This is a genomic window from Bacteroidota bacterium, from assembly GCA_039821555.1.
In the GTDB taxonomy this organism is placed as follows: Bacteria; Bacteroidota; Rhodothermia; order Rhodothermales; family Rubricoccaceae; genus JBCBEX01.
The window spans coordinates 1-536 of sequence record JBCBNX010000078.1; the positions used below are offsets into that span (position 1 = coordinate 1).

Consider the following 536-nt stretch of genomic DNA (forward strand, 5'->3'; position numbering starts at 1 on the left):
GTTGGCGTGTGCGCCAGTTGGCGCGAGTGCACGACGTGGCGGAATTTTCTCGATCGAGTAGCGGAGGCGGGCGATGGGTGATCTAAATCAGAAGCTCGCCGACCTGCACGATCCTGACTTTACGAGCGGTCTTCCGCCTGCGGTCTATGTGGACTTTCTGCAAGAGACCGGTTGCGAAGGCCCCGCGTGGGAATGGGCCGTCAAAGCCGCCGCCGAGATCGACCGCCTCACCGCCCGTGTGGCGGAGCTGGAGGCAGAGCGGGATAGGCTGCGGGAGGATCTTCGCAACATGACTGCGCAGGTCGAGCGGCTGCGCGAGTTCCACGACGATCACCGCAACAAGCCCTGCGGAGACTATGATGCCGAGTGCCCCATCGGCATGGGTGAGTGGTTCGACCAGGAGGAGCGGGACCAGATCGCCCGCGCCCACGCCGCGCTCGGGGAGGAGGGGTGATAGGCCGAAATCACTACCATTTAGGCTTTCCGCATCCCGCAGAAAAAGCGGAAGCGAAACGGCTTGAGGACGAGCGGCGCAT

Annotated in this window: 1 protein-coding gene; it reads left to right on the forward strand. The window is 63.6% G+C overall.

The genetic code is table 11. The features are described from left to right. Nucleotides 1-73: 73 nt before the first annotated feature. Nucleotides 74-454, forward strand: coding sequence for a bZIP transcription factor (locus AAFU51_18940; protein ID MEO1573312.1), 381 nt, complete (start codon nt 74-76; stop codon nt 452-454). The last annotated feature ends 82 nt before the right edge of the window (nt 455-536 follow it).

Coding starts and splice junctions, on each gene's coding strand:
- AAFU51_18940 (MEO1573312.1), top strand. CDS start 74: ATGGGTGATCTAAATCAGAAGCTCGCCGACCTGCACGATCCTGACTTT.